We start from the raw sequence: 23471 nt of genomic DNA on the forward strand, positions 1-23471 counted from the left end.
TCTGCAATTGACCACGCCGCTCGGAGCCGAGCAGCTGATTCCCGAGTGCCTGCGCGGCGAGGAAGCGATCAGCCGGCCGTACGAGCTGACGGTCACCGCCGTGTCGCCGGACGCGCGTATCGCCCTGAAGTCGCTGCTGGGCCAGCCCGTCCTGCTGCAACTGATGACGGCGGCGAGCCGCACCGAACTGCGTCCGTTCCACGGCCACGTCACGTCGGCCCGGCTGCTGGGCGCCGATGGCGGCCTGGCCCGCCATGAACTGACGATCGGACCGTGGTGCGCCTTCATGGACATGGGGCGGGACAGTCGCGTGTTCCAGGACGCAACTGTGTTCGATATCCTGGACAGCATCTTCAACAGCTGGCAAAACCCCGGCAAACTGGTGCCGCAGTGGCGCTACGACATCGCCGAGCGCGACATCTACCAGAAGCGTTCGCTGACCTGCCAGTACCAGGAGTCGAACCTGGCGTTCGCGGAACGGCTGATGCTGGAAGAGGGCCTCTTTTACTGGTTCGAGCATGGCGCCGACGGCCACACGATGGTCATCGCCGACCATAACGGCGCATTCCAGCCCAACGCGCAGGCAACGGTGCGCTTCTCGCAACCGGGCGCCGTGATGCGCGAGGACAGCATCGACCGCTGGCGCAACGAACTGCGCTGGACGGCAGGCGGCGTCGAGCTGGGCAGCTGGGACTACCGCAGCAACGACACGCGCCGCGTCGGCGCGGCCAGCGCCCTGGCGGCGCCTGGCGCGCCATCGCTCCGCGACGCGCCGGGCGCGTATGCTTATACGTCGCGGGAGCACGGCCAGCGCATCGCCGACCGTCAATTGGAAGCGATCGAAGCGGGCCGAGAGATTTTCACGGGAGCCGGCACCGTCCGCACGCTCAGCCCCGGCACCACGTTCGCGCTGCAGGACCATGCGCTGCTGGACGCCGCGCCGGACAGCGAGCGCACGTTCATCGTGACGCGCGTGCTGCACTTGGCCCATAACAATCTGGCGGCCGAAGTGCGCAGCGTGCTCGAGCGTACTCTCGGCGTCAACGCGCTGGCCGAACGCATCGCCATGGAACAGGGCCGCAGCCTGCATGCCGTCGGCACGGGCATTGCCGAGCGGCCGCTGTATCGCAACCGCATCGACGCCATCCGCAGCAATGTGCCGTACCGCAGCAGCACGACCGACGGCCACGGCGTCGTGCTGCGTCCGAAACCGACGGTGCGCGGCCAGCAGACGGCCGTCGTCGTCGGTCCGCCGGGCGCCGTCGTGCACACCGACCGCGACCACCGCATCAAGGTGCAGTTCCACTGGCAGCGCGGCGAGCAGAGCCACAGCCGCCTGACCCATCCCGCCCCGGACGGCCACACCGGCGCTCCGGGCGACGACCAGGCCGGCACCTGGGTCCGCATCGCCACGCCGATGGCACCCGTCGCCGGCACCAACTGGGGCGCCGTCGCCGTACCGCGCATCGGCAGTGAAGTGCTGGTCGATTTTCTCGACGGCGACATCGACCGCCCGGTCGTCATCGGCAGCCTGTACAACGGCAGCGGTGCAACGGACGCGCAGAATAACCAGGTCGCCGGCGGCGCAGGCGTCGCCACGGGCAATGCCCCGGCCTGGTTCCCGGGCGAAGGCGGTGGCCACGCCCACCCGGCCACGCTGTCGGGCCTGAAGTCGCAGGCACTGCAGGCGAGCCAGAGCGGCACGGGCGCCTTCAGCCAGCTCGTCTTCGACGACACCCCGGCCGAACCGCGCCTGGCGCTGCAACGTCACGCCCGGGCGCATGAAGGCACGGACGAACTGAACCTGGGCCACCTGCGCCACCAGACCGACAACCAGCGCCTGCAAGGTGCCGGCTTCGGTGCCGAACTGAAGTCAGCCCACAGCGCCGCGCTGCGCGCCGGCCAGGGCCTGCTGATGACCACAAACGCCCGCAACAACGCCAGCGGTCACCAGCTCGACTCGGGCGAAGCCTCCGCGCAAGTGGAACAGAGCGCAGAACTGGCGCAGTCGATGGCGGACCTGGCGCAGAAGCACAACGCGAAACTGAAAGACGAGCCGGCGCCGGAGAAGCTCAGCGCGGTGACTGGGCTGAACAAGAGCATTGAGGTGCTTGGCGCGACAGGCGGCGCAGGAGGAGGCGACGGCGAAACAGGCGGTGCCGGCCAGGCTACCGCGTTTTCCGAACCGCACCTGCAACTGTCGAGTCCGTCCGGCATTGCCGCCACGACGCCGGCCAACGCCGTGGTCGCGGCAGGCAGCACAAGCACCGTCACCGCCGGGCAAGATCTGAACTTTGCGTCGCAAGCCAGCGCGCATTACCAGGTCAAGGACGGCATCAGCCTGTTCACGTACGGCAAAGCAAGCGCCACCGACAAGCCCAACCAGGAAACCGGCCTGCGCCTGCATGCGGCCAGCGGCAGGATGAGCGTGCAAAGCCAGTCCGACGTCACCAAAGTCACCGCCGACAAGCTTGTCACGGTCGCCAGCATCGGCAAGAGCGTGTCGATATCGGCCAAGGAGCACGTCATGCTGACTGCGCAGGGGGCTTACCTGAAGCTCGAGGGTGGGAACATCATGATTCATGGGCCTGGCACGATGGTGTTCAAGGCGAGCATGAAGGAGTTGGGTGGGCCGGCTAGTGCTTCGCCGACGTTGCCGGCGTTGCCGAAGGCGGAGAACATCAACAACTTCATGGAGCTTAATTACCGCTGGGATGATTTGCAACCAATGGTCGGGGCGCCCTACAAGGTGCTGTTCGATGACGGTACAAGCATTGTCGGCAAGCTCGACGCGAAAGGCTTCGCACGCCTGGAAAACGTACCTTCTGGTGGGGGTATCGTCACCTATGGTGAGGATGAGCGGGAAGCGGTTTTACGCAAGCCGCGCAAGGCAAATCCACTGTTGGGGGCGAAAGCTACCAATGACGAGGAGGCGACGCACCTTCTTGCCGCCTACATCGCGCAAGAGGATGCGTATTTCCGCGAAAACTATTTCCCGGATGAGTTGGACGCCATGCTGGGGGATGACTCGGACAGCGTAGAGGGTGATCTCGAATACGACTTTCACTACAACGATTATTTGTACGCCAATGAGGCGCAACCGGATGACATCGAGGCAGAGCAGTCATACCGCGAGAAACATGAAGGCGGCGAAAGCGACGACGCCGACGGAGAGGAAGTATGAGTGCCGCAACATTGACAGCGAAAGAACTGCCCCATGGCACCACGACGCGTGTAATCAAGAAGGCCGAGAGCAATATCACCACTTGGCTCGGCGACCTTGTTACCGGCGCCGGCAGCTCGCCATCGCATATCATCATCACGGGCATCTTGGGCGTCGTCCCAGGTGTTGGTCAGGCAATGGATATACGTGACCTCGTTCTCGGAATCATCGCGATTTCGAGAACACCGACTGCAATTGCGGTATGGGTCGACCTCGTCATCACGCTGATCGGATGTATTCCAGCGGTGGGAGATGCGCTCAAGGTGGGATTCAAGCTGATGAAGCGTGGCCACAACTTCGGCCGGATTCTTGAAGGGGTCTCGCCGAAGCTTCACGGCAATGTCGAGAAATTCATGCGCGACGTCAACTGGACGATGCTGGCGAACGAAAGCAAAGGGCTGTTCAAGAAAACCATCGCTGCGTTTATCGACGGCCTGGACAGCTGGATGGTGAAGGCCGTCGCTGGCGGCACCGGAGTACGTCAAATCATCGGAGAGCTGCGCACGATCGAAAAAAACGCGCCGAAAATGATTGACGACGCATTTGCAGAACTGAAGCAGCTGCACGCAAAGATGATGTCGCACGAGTTGCCCGGAAACACCGCCGCGGCGTCGGTACCTACAGCCCGTGTAGGAAAGGTCGTGGACGAAGGCACAGACGCATCCACTAAACAAATTGCAAAAGGTGCCCGCGATGAAGCCAAGCTCCTCGCAAAACGGAACAACGACGTCAAGACGCCGCGTGCGCAGACCAATTCCACGAATACTTCAACAAAGAAAAGCGGCAAGGAGAAGAAACGCAACTGGAAGAGTGGAGTGCCCGCCGAGCATATCACCGATTACTTTGTAAAGCGCAAGCACGTTACTTTCGTAAAGGTGAACAATGGCGGCAAGCTTACCGAAGAAAACTCAACGCCGCATACAGGTATCGACCATCTATGGGCCAATGATCGGAACCCGATCAAACCGTATGTTGTGGGCGAGACAAAGTCGCGAGTGTTCGATTCGCTGACCCTTATCGCAGCTCTGCCTGCGGCCTTGGCGGAGAAGTTTGCTGTACTGCGTAGCCAAGAGGCAAGTAATCCCACGCCTAGCGGCCAGCCCAACACATTTCAGAATGCCGGACGGGATGCTCATGCAGATCAGGTCGTGAGAATCAAAGAGAGCTCCAAACGCGAGCAGAACATTCGCGCTAGTGTGAATCCACCAGGAAAGGATAAGCACGGGAATCCTACTGGGTTAGCCACTCAGATGAGCCACGAGTGGATTGTTACCGCTATAGATAGCGAAAATATGACGACAGCGGGCTTTAGACTTAAAAGGCTGCTCCGAGAGCGCGAACTAAACGGAATAATAAATACCACCACCGGCTATCCATATAATCGGTGGATTTCTCTAGTAACAGGTCGGCAGCTTGCTAAACACCAGAAATCAAAGGGCGCGGCGCACCACGTCCAGTTTATAATTGATTTGCCAGAAAATATACTGAAGGACTGAAAATGAAAAAATTTAATCGCGAGGAGTTTGATCGCGCCAAGCGCGAAAAGCTTCTAAGCTATGATATCTACGAATATAATTTTGACGAAATGTTATCGGGTTTTGATGTTGTACGGAGTGTTTTGTCTAAGCCTGAAGTTTTGAGCGGAAAAATTGGTAAATACGAGGCCGCCGTTCCGCAAAGGCGTCGAGCCTGGGACGGGCTGACTTTCATACTTAACTGTTACAGCGGCGGGCACCAGATAGCGGAGATTGCCCAATTTTTCCCAGCGGTTCTAGGTTTTTGGGAAAGCTATTCCCAGGCATGGGAGGTTTTCCAGAATTCTGATGAGAGCACAAATGGAACTGTGGCAACACTTCCACTGCTTGGAACCCAATTCGCATACGCAAATCAACTTATCTGCCTCGGGGCTTTGCTAGGGTGGGGCACGCACCTAAAAAGAATGCCAAAAATCATTGACTTCAATAACCCGCAGCAGGATGGCATGCTTGAAAGACTGCTCGCTAGCTATGTTCCCAATCGGAGTGCGCCCCCTGGAGAATGCACGCGGCATTTGCCGTATTATAAGACTCTAAAAATATTCGCTGCACCGAAGGAATCCCGTGCCGTGTTAATGAAAGAGTACCTGGCTGACTGGTACGAGGCAAGCCGAAGGGAAGTGTACTATGAGAGCCATAAACGTGGCGAAATTTTTACCGGTTATTGGTCTTGGGAATCTGCCGCGATTACTTTCATCCTGGATATTGATGACAGCTCGTACAGAGATATGATGTTTTATCCCATTGATCTGGTGGACTACGCGCGCAGCGTTAACGCACCAAGGTCGTTCGTAGAGCCATATAGCGAATCAGAGCTGCGGGAGAAATCTGGAGAGATCTGCCCGCTTGGTGGCGTTTGGGAATCCCTGGATATCCCGCCACAGAGGAAAAGGTTTGAGAAAGGAGATGTTATGCAAGCCACCGAGGCGGCTTATGGCATCACAGTATGGAGGTATCTGGGCGCTTCTTAGGTGGACTACTTCGCCTGCAAAGCGGATAAGCAAGCTGATATCAGACTTATAAAGATAAATGATTCAGCTACACTTGTATCTGCTTTCCTCGCGGATGGCGTCGGACGCGAGCACAGCATCGACCGCTGGCGCAACGAACTGCGCTGGACGGCAGGCGGCGTCGAGCTGGGCAGCTGGGACTACCGCAGCAACGACACGCGCCGCGTCGGCGCGGCCAGCGCCGTGGCGGCGCCTGGTGCGCCATCGCTCCGCGACGCGCCGGGCGCGTATGCTTATACGTCGCGCGAGCACGGCCAGCGCATCGCCGACCGTCAGTTGGAAGCGATCGAAGCGGGCCGAGAGATTTTCACGGGAGCCGGCACCGTTCGCACGCTTAGCCCCGGCACCACGTTCGCGCTGCAGGACCATGCACTGCTGGACGCCGCGCCGGACAGCGAGTGCACGTTCATCGTGACGCGCGTGCTGCACCTGGCCCATAACAACCTGGCAGCGGACGTGCGCAGCGTGCTCGACCGCACTCTCGGCGTCAACGCGCTGGCCGAACGCATCGCCATGGAACAGGGCCGCAGCCTGCACGCTGTCGGCGCCGGCATCGCCGAGCGGCCGCTGTACCGCAACCGCATCGACGCCATCCGCAGCAATGTGCCGTACCGCAGCAGCACGACCGACGGCCACGGCGTCCTGCTGCGCCCGAAACCGACAGTGCGCGGCCAGCAGACGGCCGTCGTCGTCGGTCCGCCGGGCGCCGTCGTGCACACCGACCGCGACCACCGCATCAAGGTGCAGTTCCACTGGCAGCGCGGCGAGCAGAGCCACAGCCGCCTGACCCATCCCGCCCCGGACGGCCACACCGGCGCTCCGGGCGACGACCAGGCCGGCACCTGGGTCCGCATCGCCACGCCGATGGCACCCGTCGCCGGCACCAACTGGGGCGCCGTCGCCGTACCGCGCATCGGCAGTGAAGTGCTGGTCGATTTTCTCGACGGCGACATCGACCGCCCGGTCGTCATCGGCAGCCTGTACAACGGCAGCGGTGCAACGGACGCGCAGAATAACCAGGTCGCCGGCGGCGCAGGCGTCGCCACGGGCAATGCCCCGGCCTGGTTCCCGGGCGAAGGCGGTGGCCACGCCCACCCGGCCACGCTGTCGGGCCTGAAGTCGCAGGCACTGCAGGCGAGCCAGAGCGGCACGGGCGCCTTCAGCCAGCTCGTCTTCGACGACACCCCGGCCGAACCGCGCCTGGCGCTGCAACGTCACGCCCGGGCGCATGAAGGCACGGACGAACTGAACCTGGGCCACCTGCGCCACCAGACCGACAACCAGCGCCTGCAAGGTGCCGGCTTCGGTGCCGAACTGAAGTCAGCCCACAGCGCCGCGCTGCGCGCCGGCCAGGGCCTGCTGATGACCACAAACGCCCGCAACAACGCCAGCGGTCACCAGCTCGACTCGGGCGAAGCCTCCGCGCAAGTGGAACAGAGCGCAGAACTGGCGCAGTCGATGGCGGACCTGGCGCAGAAGCACAACGCGAAACTGAAAGACGAGCCGGCGCCGGAGAAGCTCAGCGCGGTGACTGGGCTGAACAAGAGCATTGAGGTGCTTGGCGCGACAGGCGGCGCAGGAGGAGGCGACGGCGAAACAGGCGGTGCCGGCCAGGCTACCGCGTTTTCCGAACCGCACCTGCAACTGTCGAGTCCGTCCGGCATTGCCGCCACGACGCCGGCCAACGCCGTGGTCGCGGCAGGCAGCACAAGCACCGTCACCGCCGGGCAAGATCTGAACTTTGCCGCCCAGGCCAACGCGAATTACCAGCTCAAGGACGGCATCAGCCTGTTCACGTACGGCAAAGCAAGCGCCACCGGCAAGCCCAACCAGGAAACCGGCCTGCGCCTGCATGCGGCCAGCGGCAGGGTGAGCGTGCAAAGCCAGTCCGACGTCACCAAAGTCACTGCCGACAAGCTCGTCACTGTCGCCAGCATCGGCAGGAGCATCTCGATCTCGGCCAAGGAGCACGTCATGCTGACCGCACAGGGCGCTTACCTCAAGCTTGAGGGTGGGAACATCATGATTCATGGGCCTGGCACGATGGTGTTCAAGGCGAGCATGAAGGAGTTGGGTGGGCCGGCTAGTGCTTTGCCTACGTTGCCGGGGTTGCCGAAGGCGGAGAACATCGATAACGCTGTCGAACTCAATTTCCACTACGAGGATCTGGTCCCCGTCGCGCACGCTCCCTACAAGATTACTTTCGCCGACGGCACCAGCCGTTCCGGTACGCTGGACGCTAAAGGATATGCATTGGTCAGCAATGTGCCGCCCGGAGACTACCACGTTGAATATGGAGAAGAACCCGTACCCTGGCTGCCGCCTGCACTTGAGCCCGATCCTGAACTGGAGCGCGCGCGTGCCTCGAAAGAGCGTGTCGCGGCGCTGATTGAAGAGGCTCGCAGGAAACAGGAAAAAGGTACGTCGGCATGAGCAAAGAACAAAGCAGCAGTTTTATTGACGAGGTCGGCACTTCTTCCTGGACCTGATTATGGGCGACTTCTCCGCAGACCAAGGTAAGGCGGCAATGATCGTCGGCGGTGCGATCTCTCTCATCCCGGTCGTAGATCAGGTAATGGACGTGCGCGACGTGTCGGGGATGGTTTTCCGAATTAGCAAGGTTGGCCCGGCGAAGGCTACCAAAGACGACTGGATGGACGCTGCGCTGGCAGCGTTCGGCTGTATCCCTGAGGTCGGAAGCCTCTTCAAAACGATCGTTAAACCGCTGAGGAAGCTACGCAAGGAGGCCGGTCCGCTCGCTGGTGGTAATGTGATGATCGAGGCCATGCTCGCAAAGTCAAAAGGCGCGGCGATCAAGTTCATGAAAACGTTCGACTGGGCACAAAATACGCAGCTCGCGATCGTATCAGCGATCGCAGCACTGGACAGTTGCGTAGCGATGCTGGACGAACTCTCGCGAGAACACTGGTGGCTGTCTCCAGAACTGCAGTACACAGCCCGCGATATGAAGCCGCAGGTTGAGGCGTTGCGTGGCCCACTTAAGTCAGGAATAACGCAAGGTTCGGCTGCATTGCAAGAAATGATACGTGAGTTGCTCGGCGAAGACGCGTTAATGGTAGCGCAAAATGTCGCATATGCTGCGACGGTGATAGGAAATCCGGCCGCCAAACATAACCATGCAAAGGGTGAAGGCAAGGCTAACAGTGTTCCGGCTAGAGCGAAAACACATGGCGATACACCATCACCTGGACGTGGTATGGAGCACAAGCCACAAGAGAAATCTAATAGACAGGTAGCTAAAGAAGGAAGCGGAAAAGCGCAAAACGCGACACGGAAGATCGAGGACTCTCTTTCAGAAATCAGCTTCGTTTGGAAAGGTCTCATTGGAGAACACTTGGCCGATTACTACCATATGTGTCACTACCTTAAAGCTGATTCGTCGTGGCCCCACGGGGACTATCGCGCCAAGTGGAAGCACGAGTTTCCTAGGATAATCCACGAGAAGAAGGATTTACGGCGCCCTAAGGAACTGATTCCAGAAGATATAGGGAGAGTCACTACCAGCGGCATTGACACGATTTGGCAAATATCAGCCGAGGAATTCCACTTTGTCGAGGCGAAGCTGAGTTACAGTGGTGGGGCCGTCTACGGCCTAGGGCATAAACGTATGAAGGCAGCTAAAGGTAGCCGCATCCCGCCGGCACCGGATACGCTCACGTCAAGGCAACTTGCTTTATGGTGCTTGTTATCTGAGCCTCGCTCGGGAACACAAATGTCGAAGGACTGGGTTAGAGACCATATAAGTAATTCTGACGCGAGAAATCTAGAGAACCTCCAGAATAGATGGGTTTACCTGTTTTTGATAGCCCCTACGGTGACCGATCCGTTCGGAAATAAATATAAAGCTGGAGAGAAGCGGCTCACGCTTACTCCAGCGCACGGTATTGACGATCATTTACGCGCGTGTGCGGTTCTGCTCGCTGAAAATAAGTATGAAAACGTGCGTGAGCACGACGACCATAGACCAATGCACGGTGTATCGGAAATATTTCAAGCTCATGAGATTGATGCGATCGCCCGTAGGCGACGAAGCATTTCTAGAAAGCAGTCATCCGACCTGCATTCAGAAGAAACAGCCTCTGCGAATCAAAGAAAATCTAATAAAATGACGAAGAAAAAAGGGAGTTTATGATCATGAGCCCAGAAGAATTCAAAGCGCATCGCCGGCAAAAATTTTTGTCGTACGAGATGTATTGTGCAACCAAGCGAAATCAACATGAACTGATAGCCACGTCACGTCGAAATCTATCGCGGTGTCAGCTTGGCACCGAAGATCATACTGGTGAATTACGAATGATCTTCGCTGAGAAGTTATGGTTGTGGCTGCTGGAATATACCGCGGGCGCTCCCATAGAAGAGATATCGAGAGCCTTCGTTGATGTGGTGGCGGATTTCGTCAATTGGAATGAGTCGTTTCAAGCTTTCGCGATATCCCTCTCGGCTGAATTTCCTGAGGATGGCCCTTATGAGTACGCTGCCGCACCTGATTTTGAAAACCTAGCAGACTATCAGGCTACTCTTCAACTCCTGAGTATTGCGATACTCCTTAGAGATCGCATGTCAGTCAACTGTATTATTTCAATCCTCCGGAGCCATGTTGGTACGGATGCACTATTTGATGAACTCATCGAGATTTGCGGTACCCGCGATTCGACCGTTAATGAGTGTATTCTAGGAGAGCCTTACGACACACTTGTCTCAGCGCTCTGGCAAGAGGACGATATACATATCGCTAAGTATGTCTCAAGCTACCTGACGGCGTGGTATCCTGCAATGAGCGCTCACCCGAGGTGGTACAACGGGCACCTGCGTTTGTCCGATAACGGATATGCACCATATTACGGTTATTGGGCGTTCGAGGCCGCTGCCGTGATGTTCCTTCTCGATGTGGACGATGATGGTATAGATAATATTGTATATCCGGATGATTTAGTCTCGTACGCGAAAATTTCCCGGATCCGTGAGAGAGAAATAGGCGGTAAGCAAAGCAGGGAAGTAAACCGGGTCCTAGCGGGAGATATGTGCCCGCGCGAGGGATTTTGGGAGACGCCTGCTAAGGTTGGCAGTCGAAAGCAGTTTAAGTTTGGGGAAATCATGCCTGCCTACGGTGGAGATTACGGAGTTGTGATTTGGCAATGGAGCCTAAGCCAAGACGATATAACCGAAATCCCGTAAAACCGTATGTGGTAGGGCCCGTAGCGTCAATGCTCCGAGATCCAGTATGGAATTGAAGCCGGAACAAGAGCTGCGAGAAAAATCCGGTCAGTTTTGCCCGGCTGGTGGACTGTGGGAGTCTCTTGATATTCCCCCGCAAAGAAGGAATTTTGAGAAAGGTTACGTTATGCAAGCCGCTGACGCGGCATATGGTGTTACAGTGTGGAGGTATCTCGGTGCTAGTTAGCCGAGTTCTCACGGACGCAGGCGCCAGTCTTTTGGCCACATAAGAGGCGAGCTAGCTAGACATCTGGTTATGTGGTTAGGATAGGCTGGATTTATTTTGAAGGCATGACCTTGGAAAAGATCAGTTTGCCCGATTTCGGCACACGCAGGCGTGAAAAGCTCCTGAGCTACGAAGTCTATGAATACAACTTCGACGATATGCTGGAAGGGTTCGAAGTCGTGCGGCGTACGTTAATCAAGAGAAAGGCGAGAGGCGGTTCCATCGATTCGTACGAGGCCGCACGGCCACTAAAGCAACGGGCCTGGGATGGCCAGACTTTCGTACTGAATTGTTATAGCGGCGGTCATCCGGTATCAGAGCTTGCAGCGATCTACCCCACGATGTTAAGTTACTGGCAAAGCTATTCTGATGCGTGGCAGAAATATAAGCGATCGGACGACTGCGGGAACCCGACCGTTGCAACGGTTGCGCTATTGGGCAGTGATTTCGTTTTCGCGAATCAGCTGATATGTCTCGGCATTCTTTTGGGGCACGGTGCATTGTTGTCCGACATTCCTGATATCATCGACTTCAATAATCCACGCAGAGACGGAATGCTTGAACGTTTACTTGAGATGTTCGTTCCTGGTCGCGATGTAATGGTAGGTGAGTGCACGCGTCACCTCCCCTATTTCCAAACGCTGAAGATGTTCGCCGCGACAAGAAACCAACGCCCAGCGCTAATGAAACAATATTTGGCGGATTGGTACGAAGCAAGTCGGCGCGAGGGTTATTACAATAGCCATACGAGAGGCGACGTATTCACTGGGTATTGGTCGTGGGAGGCCGCAGCGATTACTTATGTGCTGGACATTGACGACAGCTCATATCGGGCGGCAAGCTTCTACTCTGTAGATTTAGTTGACTACGCTCGTAGCATCAATGCCCCGAAATCGGCCGCTGCGCAACCAGAGCTGTGTGAAAAGGCCGGGCAAGCTTGCCCCGTTGCTGGGGTGTGGGAAACGCTCGATATCCCACCGCAGCGACGGAGCTTTGAAAAAGGAGAATTGATGCAAACTGCTGAGGCGGCCGATGGTATTACTGTGTGGAGGTATATCCGTGCTTTATAAATGGTCGGCGGCCATCACTTGAAGCAAACAGACCTGCAATTGAAGTACTGCATATGAACGAATCATCCCGCCAGCGCCTCACCGCTGTTCTCGCCGGAAGCATGCTAATCATCGGGATGGGGTGGATCATGATTTCCGAGGTGACCGGAACCACCCCAACCAGTCGCTTCCTGTACACCGGCTTCGCACTGGCGCTGGCCATTACAGCGTTGGACGCCTGGCTGCACTGGAAGGGCAGCACCCGAGCGCTGTGCCGGTTGCTGTCGCGTGGGACGCCCACGCTGCTGCTCATCGGGTTCATCTCCTGCCTCCTCCTGCCGCTGTTCTGGATCGAGGAGGTTGAGAGCCGCACCAAACTGATGGCAATTGGCCTGATGACTTGGCTCTGCGGTACGAATGCCATCCGGGGTTTCCGGCAATTCCGTGCCGCGTGGACGGCGCGCGGAGCCACGGCCTTGGCGGAACACTATCAGGAAGCACAGGGCACGATCGAATGGGACTGGGCCGTGGAATCGTTACGTATCGAGTCGTCGATGTACGTGCCGCTGATGAACCGCTTCACGATGCCTCTGGTGGTGCTCGCGGTGCTGGGCGGTTTTATGGTCGCTCCCGTCATGGTGTATTCCTACCCCGTCGCCGCGCCCCTTGCGTGGACTTTTGCCATCTCTTTCCTGATTGCCTGGTTCTTCCAACTGTTCGGCTCAGGCGCCGCGCAGGCCTTGACGCTCGTTCATCTCGAGCGGACAGCGGGACGGCCGCTGGCGCCGATGTATTCTGATGAGGCGCAGCGTCCTCTCCGGCGCAAGCGCAAGAGCAAGAAGCGCTGACCCGACAGCATGCCTGCGAAGCACTCCGGCCAGGCCCCCCAGCGGTCCTCCGCTCCTTCGCGAAACGGCGATAATAACGGTCTCGCTATCTGATCCGATAGTCAAACTCAATTGACGCCATCGGAACAATCAATTTTTCAAATAGCCGAGAACTCGCTACACTGATGTCTCTTGATTCAACAAACCTCACGAGGAAAACACAAATGTCTCTGATCAACACCCAAGTAAAACCGTTCAAGGCCACCGCTTACCACAATGGCAAGTTCATCGACCTGAGCGAAGAGTCCCTGAAGGGCAAATGGTCGGTGTTCGTGTTCTACCCGGCCGACTTCACGTTCGTGTGCCCAACCGAACTGGAAGATCTGGCTGACAACTACGCAGAATTCCAGAAGCTGGGCGTGGAAGTGTACGGTATCTCGACCGACAGCCACTTCGCTCACAAGGCATGGCACGACACGTCGGACGCCATCAAGAAAGTGAACTACCCGCTGATCGGCGACCCAACCGGCCTGCTGTCGCGTAATTTCCAGGTCATGATCGAAGAAGAAGGCATGGCACTGCGCGGCACGTTCGTCATCAATCCTGAAGGCTTCATCAAAGTCATGGAAGTCCATGACAACGGTATCGGCCGCGACGCTTCGGAACTGCTGCGCAAGCTGAAGGCAGCCCAGTATGTTGCGTCCCACCCAGGCGAAGTTTGCCCAGCGAAATGGTCGGAAGGCGCTGCCACCCTGACCCCATCGCTGGACCTGGTCGGCAAGATCTAAGTCAGTAAGCTGTAAGTAGCAATAACGCTGCCGGGCGTGTGCCCGGCAGCGAACAAGAAAGGAAAATGTCATGCTGGATGCAAATCTCAAAACCCAACTGAAAGCCTATCTGGAAAAAGTGGTGCAGCCGATTGAGATCGTCGCATCGCTGGATGACTCCGCCAAAGCGCGGGAAATGCAGGAATTGCTCGCCGATATCGAAGGCTTGAGCGACAAGATTACCGTGGTCGAGGACTCCACTGGCGCCGTGCGCCGTCCATCGTTCTCGATCAACCGTGCCGGCAGCGACATCGGTGTGCGCTTCGCAGGTATCCCAATGGGCCATGAGTTCACCTCGCTGGTGCTGGCTCTGCTGCAAGTCGGCGGCCATACGATCAAGCTGGACGAGGCGACGATCGAACAGATCCGCAACCTCGACGGCGACTACGAATTCGAGACCTTCATCTCGCTGTCGTGCCACAATTGCCCGGAAGTGGTGCAGGCACTGAACGCGATGTCGGTCATCAACCCACGCATCAAAGTGACGACCATCGACGGTGGCGTGTTCCAGAAGGAAGTCGAAGACCGCCAGATCATGGCCGTGCCGATGATGTTCCTGAACGGCGAACACTTCGGCCAGGGCCGCACGAATGTGGAAGAAATTCTGGCGAAGCTGGACACCAATGCGGGTGCCCGCCAGGCTGCTGAACTGAACAAGAAAGACGTGTTCGACGTACTGATCGTCGGCGGCGGCCCTGCCGGCGCGGCGTCCGCGATCTACGCGGCCCGCAAAGGCATCAAGACGGGTGTGCTGGCCGAGCGTTTCGGCGGCCAGGTGCTGGATACCCTGGCAATCGAGAACTTCGTGTCGATCAAGGAAACCGACGGCCCGAAATTCGCCGTTGCCCTGGAGCAGCACGTCAAGGAATATGAAGTCGACATCATGAACACCCAGCGTGCCGTCAAGCTGGTGCCGGGCAAGGTCGCCGAAGTGCACACCGCCACCGGTGCCGTACTAAAGGCAAAGACCGTGATCCTGTCGACGGGTGCCCGCTGGCGCGAAATCAACGTGCCGGGCGAGAAGGAATATCGCAATCACGGCGTGGCGTACTGCCCGCACTGCGACGGCCCGCTGTTCAAGGGCAAGCGCGTGTCCGTGATTGGCGGCGGCAACTCCGGCGTGGAAGCGGCCATCGACCTGGCCGGTATCGTTCAGCACGTCACGCTGATCGAGTTCGGTACGGAACTGCGTGCGGATGCCGTGCTGCAGCGCAAGCTGCACTCGCTGCCGAACGTCAAGGTGATCCTGTCGGCGCAGACGACGGAGATCCATGGCGACGGCAAGAAGGTCAACGGCCTGTCGTACAAGGACCGCAATACGAACGAGCTGCACCGTGTCGACCTGGAAGGTGTGTTCGTGCAGATCGGCCTGGTGCCGAACACCGAATGGCTGAAGGGTACCGTGGCGTTGTCGAAGCACGGCGAGATCGAGATCGATCCACGCGGCCAGACGTCGGTGCCGGGCGTGTTCGCCGCTGGCGACGTGACGACCGTGCCGTACAAGCAGATCGTCATCGCCGTCGGCGAGGGCGCGAAGGCGGCACTGTCCGCGTTCGATCACCTGATCCGCTCGGACGATGAAGTCGAAGCCGAGCAGGAAAAGATCGCCGCCGCGGCATAAGCGCTTCGAGCAGAAAGCCGGCAAAACCGGTGACAGGCTCCAAAACCGGTGACAGGCTCCGATTATTCAATCGGAGCCTGTCACCGGTTTTTTTATTTAAGGTCGATGCTGGCTTGCTTGACGCGCAGCGAGCGGGCGTAGCGGTGGCGGGCTTGCAGGCGCTGGTCGGTCAGCAGGACGCCGATGGTTTCGCCGATGACCATCATCACGCCCAGCAGCGGCAGCACCAGCATCAGGCCCGTGACGCCGGCCAGGGCGCCGCCGATGAAGATCATCAGTACCGTGACCAGCGGGTGCATGCGCAGGCTGCGGCCCAGGGTCAGCGGCATGAAGATGAAGTCGTCCAGCAGGCGCGCGGCGATGAAGACGAAGATGGCGCTGTATGCCAGCATATTATTGTCCGGCGCATCGGCCGAGGCGACCAGCACCACCAGCAGGCATCCGGCAATCGAGCCGACATAGGGCACCCATGCCAGCACGGCGGCGATAAATCCCAGCACCAGTGCGGCTTGCATGCCGATGGCCCACAGGCCGACCGAGAGCACCAGCGTATCGATGATCGTCAGCTTCAGCATGCCGTGGAAATAGCGGCGCGCGGTCTGGTCGACTTCGTGCAGCAGGTACAGCGTCTTCTCGAAGAACGCGTTCGGCACGGCGCGTGCGAGGAAACGCTTGAAGCGGCGGCCGTCGCGCAGGAAGAAGAACGTCAGGAACGGCGCCAGCAGCAGCGACGGCACCCAGGCCGCGGCACCCACCAGCACGTCGGTCAGGTGACGCTCGACGAAGCCCTTCGTGTAGCTGGCCAGGCTGGCGTCGACCGAGTCGCCCAGGTGCGCCGGCTGCAGGAACGGAAACTGCGTCTCCAGCGCGCCCATCATATTGCGCAGGAAGCGCATGCCGGCCGTCAGATATCTGGCGGGCAGCTCGTGCCACGCCGTGGACGGGGCCGGAATCCACGTGATGGCCGCCAGCACCGCCAGGAACAGCGTCAGCAAAAAGCCTGCACCGACGATCATCGCCGCCATGTTGCGCGAGTAGCCCATCCGCAGCAGCCGCTGCATGGGCGACAGCAGCATGTAGTACAGGATGATTCCGAGCAGGAACGGCACCGACAGCCACAGCACCTGCTGCATCAGATACACGAGGATGCAGGTGGCGGCGATGATGCCCGACCAGACGATCGGCCCGGACTGCTGGTGCTCGCTCATCACAGCGCTCCCACCAGCGGCCGCTCGGGATTCATGGCCTCACGCAGCATGGCGGCGATATGGCGCGCCAGCGCCAGCGAGATCTTGTAGCCGATGACGGCATCGGTTTCCATCAGGCCCATGAAGTCGGCGCGGAAGAAGACGGCCAGCTCGCAGTTGTCCCAGGCGCGCGCCTGGGCGTTGCGCGGGGAGTTGTCCAGCAGTGCCAGGTCGCCGAAAAACGCGCCGGGCGACAGTTCCGTCAGCATCTCCGGCGCGCCGTTGACGGTGCGGCTGATCTGCACGTGGCCGGCGGTGACTAGGTACAGAGCCTGGCCTTCTTCTCCTTCGTCGAAGATGATTTCACCGGCGAGGTAGCGCCGCTCGTGCATCAGGCCATCGACGATCTTCAGTTCGAGTGGGGTCAGCGTATTGAGCAGGTCGGTTTCGCGCAGCCGGTGCAGGCGTGGCGACAGGGCGGGCGATTTCAGAAAGCCAAAGATCACAGCAACTCCGGGAGGGACGACGATAGGGATTCGTCATCATTGTCGCCGGTTTTGTGCGGTGCGGGGCGGTGCCTGGAAAGTGTGTGGGTGCTGTTGCGTAAGACAGACAGGGCGCAGGTCGCAAAAAGAAAAAGGCCCCGACGAATCGGGGCCTTCCTCAAATATTGGCGGAGCGGACGGGGCTCGAACCCGCGACCCCCGGCGTGACAGGCCGGTATTCTAACCAACTGAACTACCGCTCCATTTTGTCCCGGCACATTACTGCGCACAGCACAAAAGTACAACTAAACTGCAAGAAAAAAGCCCGATGCGGGCTTCCTTCTGAATCCTGGCGGAGCGGACGGGGCTCGAACCCGCGACCCCCGGCGTGACAGGCCGGTATTCTAACCAACTGAACTACCGCTCCAGGTCTTCATAAAGTTCGTGGTGGGCGCTGAGAGGCTCGAACTCCCGACCTAATCCTTGTAAGGGATCCGCTCTACCAACTGAGCTAAGCGCCCGCTACCATCTTTCGAACTTCGAACGTTTGTCACAACGTTCAGAAGAGGCCGTATTCTACTGCGCGCTTTCTCAATTCTGCAAGGGCTTTTCGAGAATTTCTCTGTTTTTCGCGTAAGAGTCCGCCACCGATGTTACGCTGGCGTTTTGCTTTTTTCCCATCATTGGCCTTATGAGCGAACCCGGCGGCGATATCCACGATGCGCTGTATGCCCGCGTCAGCCGGCGCCTGCTGCCATTCCTGTTCCTCTGCTACGTGGCCGCGTACCTGGATCGCGTGAATGTCGGTTTCGCCAAACTGCAGATGCAGGCCGACCTGGCGCTGTCGGACACCGTGTACGGCATCGGCGCCGGCATTTTCTTTGTCGGCTACTTCCTGTTCGAGGTGCCATCGAACCTGCTGCTGGAGAAAGTCGGCGCGCGGCGCTGGATCGCGCGCATCATGATCAGCTGGGGTCTCGTCTCGGCCGCCACCATGTTTGCCAGCGGTCCGGCCAGCTTTTATCTGCTGCGCTTCCTCCTCGGCGTCGCCGAGGCCGGCTTCTTCCCCGGTGTCGTGCTGTACCTGACGTACTGGTATCCCGCCAGGCGGCGTGCCCGTATCGTCGCGCTGTTCATGAGCGGCGTGGCCGTGGCCGGCGTGCTGGGCGGCCCGCTGTCCGGCTGGATCATGGAGCGCTTCGCCGGCAGCAGCGGCCTACACGGCTGGCAGTGGCTGTTCCTGCTGGAGGGCATACCTTCCGTCGTTCTCGGCGTCTGGACATTGTTCTACCTGGACGACAGCATCCGCGCAGCACGCTGGCTCACGGACGAGCAAAAGTCCGTGCTGGCACAGGCCCTCACGGACGAACAGGGGACCCAGGCTCGTCTCCCCCTGCGCCGGGTGTTCACCAGCGGCCGGGTGTGGCAGCTGGCGCTGGTGTACTTCCTGTTCGTCATGGGCCTGTACGGCGTCAGCTTCTGGTTGCCGCAGCTGGTCCGCAACAGCGGCGTCGCCGCAATGGTCGACATTGGCCTGCTGACGGCAATCCCCTACGGCATCGCTGCGATCGTCATGGTGCTGGCGGCCCGTCATTCGGACCGGACCGGCGAACGGCGCTGGCATACGGCGCTCGCAGGGTGTGCCGGCGCCCTCGGCTTGCTGGCATCGGTTGCCTATGCGGACAACACCGTCGTCGCACTGGCCGCGCTGTCGCTGGCGACGGCGGGCATCCTGACGACGTTCCCCATCTTCTGGAGCCTGCCGACGGCGCTGCTGGGTGGCACCGCCGCGGCTGCGGGCATCGCGTTGATCAATTCCGTCGGCAACCTGGCCGGCTTTGCCAGCCCGTACCTGGTGGGGGCGATCCGCGATGCGACCGGCAGCACGGCGGCGGGCATGCTGGTACTGGCGGGCAGCCTGGTGGCGGGCGCGATCGCTGTGCTGACCGTGCCGCGCCCGCGAGGGGCGGCGTGAAAAAACCGGAGCCTGTCACCGGTTTTAGAAAACCGGTGACAGGCTCCGGTTTTCGAAGCGGCTGCAACGGTCCGACGATTACCCGCGACGTAATCGCGGCCAGGGGCCGATGTGCGGACAATGGTTTGCGTCGACATCGACCACAACCAAACTGGAGCTCACCATGGACAACGCCCACACGATTGCAGAACGCTATATCGCGGCCTGGAACGAACGCGACGCCGCCGCGCGCCGCGCGCAAGTTGCCGGCCTCTTTACCCTGGACGCGAACTACCGCGACCCGATGATGCAAGGCGCCGGCCACACCGGCATCGATTCGATGATCGCCGCCGCGCAGGCGCACTTCCCGGGCCACGTGTTTTCCCTGCACGGCACGCCGCAAGGACACCACGACGTGCTGCGCTTCTCCTGGCGCCTGGCCGCGCCGGGCGGTCAGGACGTGGCCTTCGGCACCGATGTCGCCCACGTCAGCGACGACGGCCGGCTCGCCAGCGTGGCCGGCTTCCTCGACGACACCGCGCCCGCCTGACACACCATGGAAACCGCCGCACGCGACCATTACTTCAGCGATTTCGCCCACGCGCTGCGCTACTGGCGCACCAGGCGGGGCTTGAGCCAGCTGGCCCTGTCAACGGCGGCCGACGTATCGCAGCGCCACATCAGCTTCCTGGAAAGCGGCCGCTCGCAACCCAGCCGCGAATTGATCCTGAAACTGGGCCTGGTGCTGGACGTGCCGCTGCGCCAGCGCAACGCCATGCTGCTGGCGGCCGGTTTCGCGCCCGCTTACCAGGAGCGCGACCTGTCCGACCCGGAGCTGGCCGCCGTGCGCCAGGCGCTGGAATTCATGCTGGCGCAGGCGGCACCGTATCCGGCGCTGGTCGTCGACCGGCTGTGGAACCTCGTGATGGCCAACGAGCCGGCGGCGGTCATGATGCGCTTCCTGCTTGACATGCCGGCGCACGCGCCGATCCCGCGCGACGGCTCCTTCAACGTCATCGGCCTGACATTGCAGGCGCTGCGTCCGTGCATCGTCAACTGGGAAGAGGTGTGCGCCGACCAGCTGTTGTGGATCCAGCGCGAAGCGATGAGCGACGGCCCGGGCAGCGAGGCGACGGCGCTGCTGCGGGAGCTGACCGCCCTGCCGGGGATCGCGGCGGCCGTGCAGACGCCGAACCTGGAGCGGCGGGCGCTGCCGTTCCTGCCTGTCAGTCTGAGAAAGGGCAACGTGGCGCTGAATCTGTTTACGACGATCATCACGATGGGCACGCCGCACGACGTTACCGTGCATGAACTGCGCCTGGAATCGTTCTTCCCGGCTGACGACGCCAGCGCCGCGTGGTTTCAGGCGCAGGCGCAACGGCGCTAGAACTCTTCCCACTCGTCGTTTTGCGGTGCCTTGTTCGACGCCTTGGGTGGCGCTTTGGGTGGCGCCTTACCTCGCGCCGCCGTGCCGCGATGTTCGGCCTGGGCGGATGGTGCCGCCGCAGCCAGCTGCAAAGGCGCCGCCGGGGCGGCCCGGGGTGCTGGCGGAACCGGCGCGGCTGCCACGGGTTGCACGATCGGGGCGGCGCTGTCGATACGGAAGACGGCGATCGCGGCGGAGAGCCGCTCGGCCTGCGCCCGCAGGCTCGCCGCCGCCGCGGCCGCCTGTTCCACCAGCGCTGCATTCTGCTGCGTCGTGTTGTCCATGGCGACGATCGTCGTGTTGATCTGCTCGATGCCCGTGCTCTGCTCCTGGCTGGCCGACGTGATCTCGTTCATGATGGCTGCTACCTGCTGCACCGAGGCGACGATGCGGCCCATCGTGCTGCCCGCTTCGTCCACGAGGCGGCCGCCCGCATCCACTTTCTCGACCGAGTCGTTGATCAATGCCTTGATTTCCCTGGCCGCGCTGGCCGAACGCTGCGCCAGATTGCGCACTTCGCTGGCGACGACGGCGAAGCCGCGGCCCTGTTCCCCGGCACGCGCCGCTTCCACGGCCGCATTCAGTGCCAGGATATTGGTCTGGAAGGCGATGCCGTCGATGACGCCGATGATGTCGACGATCTTGCCCGAGCTTTCCTTGATCGAGCCCATCGTCTGCACCACCTGGCCCACCACGTGGCCGCCCTGGCTCGCATGTTCGGCTGCGGAGGTGACGAGCACGTTGGCCTGGCGTGCATTGTCGGCGTTCTGGCGCACCGTGGACGTCAGCTCCTCCATCGACGATGCCGTCTCTTCCAGGCTGGCCGCCTGCTGCTCCGTACGGCTGGACAGGTCCATATTGCCGCTGGCGATTTCCGCCGAAGCGGTATTGATCGTGTCGGTGGAGTCGCGCACGGCGCGCACGGTGCGCGCGAGACCCTGCGTCATGTCCCGCAGGGCCGCCAGCAGGCGCCCGGTTTCGTCCTTGCGATGGGTGTCGATCACGGCCGTCAGGTCGCCGCCCGCCACCGTTTCGGCCACGTGCACGGCTTCCAGCAGCGGCCTCGTGACGGAGCGGGTAATCAGCCAGCCGGCTAGGGCGGAGACGGCGGTCGCCACAACCAGCAGCGTGATCAGCAGCAAGGTGGCCGAGCGGGCCGCATCGCTGGCGGCCTGGCCGTCGTTGGCCATCCGGTCGCGCTGATCCTTCAGCAGCACGTCCAGCCGGCCGAAGTAGGCGTTCTGGGCCGGAACAACCGTGTTGAACAGCGCCTGCACGGCGCCCTCGCGATCGCCGCTACGGAACTGGGCAACCGCCTTGTCGCGCAAGTCGCGGTAGGCGGCAAAGGCGACGCGCTGGTCGGCGAAGTGCTGCTTCGTGTCCGCCCGGACGATGATGGCTTCCAGTGCCTGCGCCCGCTCGGCACCCATCCGGTCGGCCTCGGCCAGCGCGTCGAAGAACCTGGCGCTGGCCGCCGGGTCCGGTGCCAGCATGGCATTGCGCAGCGATTGCGCGCCCCGGTTCGCATAACTGCGCATTTCGTTGACGAGCGCGACCTTGGCATAGCGGTCATTGACGATGGCACCGGCAAGCCGGTCGAGTTCCTGCACGCGGCTGATGCCGATCAGCGACATCACCAGCATGATCAGGATCGTGACGGCAAAGCCGAGCGCCAGCCGGGCGCCGATATTGAGGTTCGCCATGTCTGCCCCTCAGAACGAATGGCGGATACCGAGGCCGTAGCTCATCGCCGTCGGCAGTTCGGAAATGCGGTCGCCCATCGCCACCGCGTACAGGTCGGTACGTTTCGACAGGCGATAGTCATAACCCAGCGTGGCCGTGCGGCGCGAGCGCTCGATGCCGAACAACTGGCCGCTGCGGCGCGTATCGGCAACGTCGAACAGCACGGCACCGCGCCCGGCCGGGATGGCGACGCCGGCGCTGATGGTCCGGTCGCGCAGTCCTTCGATGCCGGCCGCATCGTTGATAGTGCGCTGGAACGTGCCGTACAGCTTGACGACGTTGAAGTTGTAGCTGGCCCCCACGAACCACGCCCGCTGCTCGTCCACCAGCGCATAGTTGACGGGCGCCTGCGTGACGTCGAGAATGGGGCCGCCCGGGTTGGGATTGCTGTCGCGAATGCGGTGCACAAACGCGCTCAGCGCCAGTGGACCATTGTCGTACATGGCCGTGATGGCGATGTTGTTCCTGTCGTCGTCTCCCGCCTTTTCACCGGCCTGGAAGTGCAGGCTGGCGCGCAGGCCGTTGTAGCTGGGCGTCGTGTAGACAACCTGGTTGCTCCAGCCGCTGTCCGCGGCGTTTGTCGACGCCCACGTGCGGGCACCGAACCGGCCCGTCGGCACATACGAATGCAGCACCAGCGGGGAAAACGTGAACGAGTCGCCGAACGGATTGAACAGGATATTGGGCAGGAAGCCGGGTGCCGACGCGCGCCCCAGCTGGAGCCGGCCGAATCCGCCGACGAGAGCCACATTGGCGTCGCGAGAAAACAGGTTGTCGCCGGCGAAGCGGCCGTATACGCCCGTATCGGTCTGGAAGAACGACGTGACGAAAAACTCGGCGCGCAGGCCGCTGCCCAGGTCCTCGGACCCTTTGACGCCGAACCACGAGGTGGTCATGCCGCCGCTGCCCAGCACGGTGACGTGCTGCGGGTCGCCGCTGTTCTTGAGCGCGCCGGCAAAGGCATCGACGCCACCCATCAGCGTGATGCTGCTCTGAGCAAAGGCGGCAGGCGCCAGCAGGGCGGCCAGTAGGGGAGCCAGGAAAGCAGGCAGCCGGGAAGCGGAGCGGCAGGGGCGCGGTTTCGGTGTCATGACAGTCGAGCCAGGGGAAAGCTCCGATGCTA

The 23471-nt window shown here is 60.9% G+C and carries 17 protein-coding genes and 3 tRNA genes; 13 read left to right on the forward strand and 7 right to left on the reverse strand.

The annotated features are described in order from the left end of the window. Nucleotides 1–7 precede the first annotated feature (7 nt). The 10 genes from E1742_RS17065 to ahpF all read left to right on the forward strand — a co-directional run bounded on the left by E1742_RS17065 (nt 8) and on the right by ahpF (nt 15553). A complete protein-coding gene (locus tag E1742_RS17065) occupies nt 8–3184 on the forward strand; it encodes a type VI secretion system Vgr family protein (protein ID WP_307721882.1) in 3177 nt (1058 codons plus the stop codon). Then, nucleotides 3181–4719 carry a hypothetical protein gene (locus E1742_RS17070; protein ID WP_134386176.1) on the forward strand — a complete coding sequence of 513 codons (1539 nt, stop codon included), beginning with the start codon at nt 3181–3183 and terminating at the stop codon, nt 4717–4719. The genes E1742_RS17065 and E1742_RS17070 overlap by 4 nt, the downstream gene beginning before the upstream one ends. A 2-nt stretch (nt 4720–4721) precedes the next feature. Continuing rightward, the gene (locus tag E1742_RS26415) at nt 4722–5729 is read left to right on the forward strand and encodes a PoNe immunity protein domain-containing protein (protein ID WP_189569378.1); all 1008 of its coding nucleotides are present in this window, start codon (nt 4722–4724) and stop codon (nt 5727–5729) included. Next, nucleotides 5730–8201: a type VI secretion system Vgr family protein gene (locus E1742_RS17080; protein WP_134386177.1), complete on the forward strand. Its 2472-nt coding sequence runs from the start codon at nt 5730–5732 to the stop codon at nt 8199–8201. 58 nt (nt 8202–8259) lie between these two features. Next, nucleotides 8260–9921, forward strand: a complete 1662-nt coding sequence (locus E1742_RS17085; RefSeq protein WP_134386178.1) for a hypothetical protein — start codon at nt 8260–8262, stop codon at nt 9919–9921. 2 nt (nt 9922–9923) lie between these two features. After that, on the forward strand, nt 9924–10964 hold the full coding sequence (locus E1742_RS17090; RefSeq protein WP_166793512.1) for a PoNe immunity protein domain-containing protein: 1041 nt from the start codon (nt 9924–9926) through the stop codon (nt 10962–10964). 336 nt (nt 10965–11300) lie between these two features. After that, nucleotides 11301–12299 (forward strand): PoNe immunity protein domain-containing protein, encoded by a 999-nt coding sequence (locus tag E1742_RS26420; protein WP_206076686.1) that lies wholly within the window; start codon nt 11301–11303, stop codon nt 12297–12299. A 53-nt stretch (nt 12300–12352) separates the two neighbouring features. Next, a complete protein-coding gene (locus E1742_RS17100) occupies nt 12353–13126 on the forward strand; it encodes a hypothetical protein (RefSeq protein ID WP_134386180.1) in 774 nt (257 codons plus the stop codon). Between the two features lie 203 nt (nt 13127–13329). Beyond that, a complete protein-coding gene (gene ahpC / locus E1742_RS17105; RefSeq protein WP_134386181.1) occupies nt 13330–13893 on the forward strand; it encodes an alkyl hydroperoxide reductase subunit C in 564 nt (187 codons plus the stop codon). A gap of 70 nt (nt 13894–13963) precedes the next feature. Then, nucleotides 13964–15553, forward strand: coding sequence for an alkyl hydroperoxide reductase subunit F (gene ahpF / locus E1742_RS17110; RefSeq protein WP_134386182.1), 1590 nt, complete (start codon nt 13964–13966; stop codon nt 15551–15553). A gap of 92 nt (nt 15554–15645) precedes the next feature. On the opposite strand, the gene E1742_RS17115 is transcribed toward ahpF, so the two are convergent. The 5 genes from E1742_RS17115 to E1742_RS17135 form a co-directional block, all read right to left on the reverse strand. Next, nucleotides 15646–16761, reverse strand: coding sequence for an AI-2E family transporter (locus E1742_RS17115; RefSeq protein WP_134386183.1), 1116 nt, complete (start codon nt 16759–16761; stop codon nt 15646–15648). After that, a complete protein-coding gene (locus E1742_RS17120) occupies nt 16761–17246 on the reverse strand; it encodes a cyclic nucleotide-binding domain-containing protein (RefSeq protein ID WP_134386184.1) in 486 nt (161 codons plus the stop codon). Before E1742_RS17120 ends, E1742_RS17115 begins: the two co-directional genes overlap by 1 nt. 165 nt (nt 17247–17411) lie before the next feature. Continuing rightward, nucleotides 17412–17488: transfer RNA gene (locus E1742_RS17125), tRNA-Asp, on the reverse strand. A gap of 87 nt (nt 17489–17575) precedes the next feature. Further along, nucleotides 17576–17652, reverse strand: a tRNA-Asp gene (locus tag E1742_RS17130). Nucleotides 17653–17670: 18 nt separating this feature from the next. Continuing rightward, nucleotides 17671–17746 (reverse strand) — tRNA-Val (locus E1742_RS17135). Nucleotides 17747–17916: 170 nt separating this feature from the next. On the opposite strand from E1742_RS17135, the gene E1742_RS17140 reads away from it, so the two are divergent. From E1742_RS17140 to E1742_RS17150, 3 genes are all read left to right on the forward strand, one after another. After that, a complete protein-coding gene (locus E1742_RS17140; protein ID WP_134386185.1) occupies nt 17917–19200 on the forward strand; it encodes an MFS transporter in 1284 nt (427 codons plus the stop codon). A 163-nt stretch (nt 19201–19363) separates the two neighbouring features. Further along, complete coding sequence (locus E1742_RS17145; protein ID WP_134386186.1) at nt 19364–19729, forward strand: nuclear transport factor 2 family protein; 366 nt, start codon at nt 19364–19366, stop codon at nt 19727–19729. A gap of 6 nt (nt 19730–19735) precedes the next feature. Further along, nucleotides 19736–20566, forward strand: coding sequence for a helix-turn-helix domain-containing protein (locus E1742_RS17150; RefSeq protein ID WP_134386187.1), 831 nt, complete (start codon nt 19736–19738; stop codon nt 20564–20566). Here E1742_RS17150 and E1742_RS27170 read toward each other — a convergent pair. Together E1742_RS27170 and E1742_RS17160 are read right to left on the reverse strand one after the other, a co-directional pair. After that, nucleotides 20563–22308: a methyl-accepting chemotaxis protein gene (locus E1742_RS27170; RefSeq protein WP_134386188.1), complete on the reverse strand. Its 1746-nt coding sequence runs from the start codon at nt 22306–22308 to the stop codon at nt 20563–20565. The two genes, E1742_RS17150 and E1742_RS27170, sit on opposite strands and share 4 nt — an antisense overlap. Nucleotides 22309–22317: 9 nt before the next feature. After that, the gene (locus E1742_RS17160) at nt 22318–23439 is read right to left on the reverse strand and encodes a porin (protein ID WP_134386189.1); all 1122 of its coding nucleotides are present in this window, start codon (nt 23437–23439) and stop codon (nt 22318–22320) included. Nucleotides 23440–23471 lie beyond the last annotated feature (32 nt).

The organism is Pseudoduganella plicata, from assembly GCF_004421005.1.
GTDB lineage: Bacteria > Pseudomonadota > Gammaproteobacteria > Burkholderiales > Burkholderiaceae_D > Rugamonas > Rugamonas plicata.

Bases quoted from the DNA above. Each gene is read 5' to 3' on its own strand.
- E1742_RS26415 (WP_189569378.1), top strand. From the start codon at position 4,722: ATGAAAAAATTTAATCGCGAGGAGTTTGATCGCGCCAAGCGCGAAAAG.
- ahpF (WP_134386182.1), top strand. From the start codon at position 13,964: ATGCTGGATGCAAATCTCAAAACCCAACTGAAAGCCTATCTGGAAAAA.
- E1742_RS17115 (WP_134386183.1), bottom strand. From the start codon at position 16,761: ATGAGCGAGCACCAGCAGTCCGGGCCGATCGTCTGGTCGGGCATCATC.
- E1742_RS17085 (WP_134386178.1), top strand. From the start codon at position 8,260: ATGGGCGACTTCTCCGCAGACCAAGGTAAGGCGGCAATGATCGTCGGC.
- E1742_RS17145 (WP_134386186.1), top strand. From the start codon at position 19,364: ATGGACAACGCCCACACGATTGCAGAACGCTATATCGCGGCCTGGAAC.
- E1742_RS17140 (WP_134386185.1), top strand. From the start codon at position 17,917: ATGAGCGAACCCGGCGGCGATATCCACGATGCGCTGTATGCCCGCGTC.
- E1742_RS27170 (WP_134386188.1), bottom strand. From the start codon at position 22,308: ATGGCGAACCTCAATATCGGCGCCCGGCTGGCGCTCGGCTTTGCCGTC.
- E1742_RS17150 (WP_134386187.1), top strand. From the start codon at position 19,736: ATGGAAACCGCCGCACGCGACCATTACTTCAGCGATTTCGCCCACGCG.
- E1742_RS17090 (WP_166793512.1), top strand. From the start codon at position 9,924: ATGAGCCCAGAAGAATTCAAAGCGCATCGCCGGCAAAAATTTTTGTCG.
- E1742_RS17070 (WP_134386176.1), top strand. From the start codon at position 3,181: ATGAGTGCCGCAACATTGACAGCGAAAGAACTGCCCCATGGCACCACG.
- E1742_RS17160 (WP_134386189.1), bottom strand. From the start codon at position 23,439: ATGACACCGAAACCGCGCCCCTGCCGCTCCGCTTCCCGGCTGCCTGCT.
- E1742_RS17100 (WP_134386180.1), top strand. From the start codon at position 12,353: ATGAACGAATCATCCCGCCAGCGCCTCACCGCTGTTCTCGCCGGAAGC.
- ahpC (WP_134386181.1), top strand. From the start codon at position 13,330: ATGTCTCTGATCAACACCCAAGTAAAACCGTTCAAGGCCACCGCTTAC.